The following is a 2,738-nucleotide window of genomic DNA, read 5'->3' as shown; positions in this document are numbered from 1 at the left end:
GCTTCATCTCGAATTATACATTTTACTGTATATCCTTCACTTGTTTTATTTGTGACTTCTGTACTTTCGATTATTGGTGCTTTGCTCGGTTTTATATCAACCCCGCTATTAACTATTTTTATATATTTATTTTCCACATATCCATAATCTCTGTCGTATGAATATTCACTATTGCTAGTCATGCTATTTCTATCAGTTGTTAAAACTGCATCTGATTGTACTTGATAATATCCATTTTTTGCGGTTTTATTTCTAACAATAAAAGCATAAGGTGCATTTGATACAGTTGTATATAAAGTTGTAGATTGATTATTGCTTTCTTTTTTTACGTCAATATTTGTATGAGTTAATAAACTTGAATCTTTTATACCGATAGTATAATAATTGCTATCTTTTGAAGACAATTCTCTGTCCATAGTAGCTGCAGTTGCAGCACATTTTTCTCCTCTGTATGGATCAGAAGCATATTGAGAAAGTCCGCTTGCCTTGTCACCGTAAAATCCACCTCTAAAGTTACTATATCCTGGTCTTAAATAACCTCTAGACATTAACCCAGATGTAAATTCTTTAATGCAATCATCTACAGAATTAAAACTGTACGCATTATCAAACGGATTACTATCGAACGCTCCTATACCAAATAGATTATTTTTTTGTAAAGAGATTGTACTTTTACCCCATCCAGATTCAAGCGCCGCAAAACTTGCTACAATAAGTGCATTCACTCCATATGTATTTTGATTATTAATCAAACTATTACCTATGTTGTTCATTTTTGATTGACTTGAATTAGCCTTCTTATTAATAATTGAATTCAATTCAGAAGCAGTATAATTTGTTTTACTTCTAAAAGGTAAATATTGATAATAACTATAATATGGATTGCTTGCATTTACAGAATGTTGTCTTGTTTCACTTTTATAATCATTAATCATTACATTATAATCTTCATAAAAGTAATGACCATCATAGCTATAGTATTCCTTATTAGGTGTTAAATAACTTGGTCCAATTCCTATATAATTATAATTAGTTCCTTGATTACCAACATCATTAACATTAGTAGATATATAGTGATATAATAACCCTTTTGAATTTACTTCATAATTACTTGCATAATACGTTTTTTGTGGAACGATTTCTACTAATGAGGCATCTACTAGTCCAGTAACACCAGAAATCATAAACTTAACTTTTCCATTTTCTTCACCCAAAAACGCTGCATCTGCTACCATATCCTTACCATTAAACAAATATCCCGGTTGTCCTGTATAGAAATCAGTATATGAAATAGTAGCAGATTTTGACTTATTGCAATTGAAATTAACCATGTTTGCAGTATTAACAGTTCTTGCATTAGGATTATATTCTTCTCCTGTTGTTCCATCATAAACATCTACCGTATTAATATTACCATTTTCATCTACAAATGATGATTGCCCTACAACTTGTCTATCTTCATTATCATTTATAGACATAACTTCATCATTATTTTGTTCTGTAGCATTATTATTAACAATCTCTTCATTACCTTGAGAAACATCGTTATTATTATCTTGTTGTTCTACACTTACATTATCATCATTAGTTATATTTAAGTTATCATATGCATGAATCATAGAAATATTTCCAACAATCATACTCGTTACTACTAATGTAGATAATTCTTTTTTTAAATTTTTCTTTTTCAATATATTTACCCCCAATTTGAAAATACTCTATAAAATTATACAAAAAATACGATTAAATAACAAGAATTGTAAATATCAAATCATAAACATCAAATAAAATATACAAATTAACATTTGATTGAATTGAAAATAACCTTCTTTCATAAAAAATAATTCATTATGCATTTTCATAACAATTTTTATAATTATTTTAACAACGAAATATTTGCCTAAAATATACTTATACCTTTTGTCATTCTTATCAGAATAAATTTCATGGTAAATCTTTTTTCTTTCAACGGTAAATGATGATTCACTTTATTTAAGTCCATTAACTATGTTTGATAATAATTAATTTTTCTTTGTTTAAATTATTAAAAAATGAACCGAATTGCTTGGTACTCAAGCATTTCGGTTCATTTCAAATTAATATATGCTTCATTTGACTCGATATGCACATTTATATTCTTTATTATTAAATCGTATATTCAAATATTCCGTCTCAAGGAATTTTAGCACTCATTTGATATTTAATCTTGTTATCTCAAATGTTGTATTTGTTAGATATACATAATTTCCTTCATTATCTATCATATAACAGTGCACCTGATATCTTCCTGTTGTCTTATGATTCTTTATACTGACGTTAGATATGTAATCTTCTCCTTCTTTTTCTGCTGTATACCATCTTAAATCATCTTGTCCCCCTTCTTCACTCCATACAGCATATTCGATGTTCTTTCCAATACATTCTATATCTGTATCTTTTAATACAATTTTTACTTCGGTTTCGTTTTTATTAACTTCTGTCTTTAAACTTCCTAATTGAACTCCCACAGTTGCTGTTTGATTATTATCATTAGATCCTACAAATATGCCACTTTTTAATGTAGCATACCCTGCATAGCTATAATTTCCTATATCCCCTTTATGATTTTTTACATCTACTATAACACTGTAGCGTCCTTCTTTCTCTTTTTTTGCTACATACCATATAATGTCATCTTGACCATTCTTATCGCTCCATACTGGTACTTCTAATTTTTCTATTGAATTTGCACCATTTGC

At 28.3% G+C, this 2,738-nt stretch carries 2 protein-coding genes; both read right to left on the bottom strand.

Annotated elements, in window-relative coordinates; all coding sequences use genetic code 11:
- The coding region (locus DW911_RS10785; protein WP_118607812.1) for a glucosaminidase domain-containing protein at nt 1-1,691 on the bottom strand (1,691 nt) is incomplete at its 3' end.
- Between the two features lie 498 nt (nt 1,692-2,189).
- Nucleotides 2,190-2,738 (bottom strand): GBS Bsp-like repeat-containing protein (locus tag DW911_RS10780; RefSeq protein ID WP_199669479.1); only part of this gene is annotated, 549 nt, incomplete at its 5' end.

The sequence above is a fragment of the Erysipelatoclostridium sp. AM42-17 genome (assembly GCF_003480255.1).
Lineage (GTDB): Bacteria > Bacillota_I > Bacilli_A > Erysipelotrichales > Coprobacillaceae > Faecalibacillus.
Note: the sequence above shows the minus strand (reverse complement) of the source record. Positions and strands in the feature narration are given on the sequence as shown.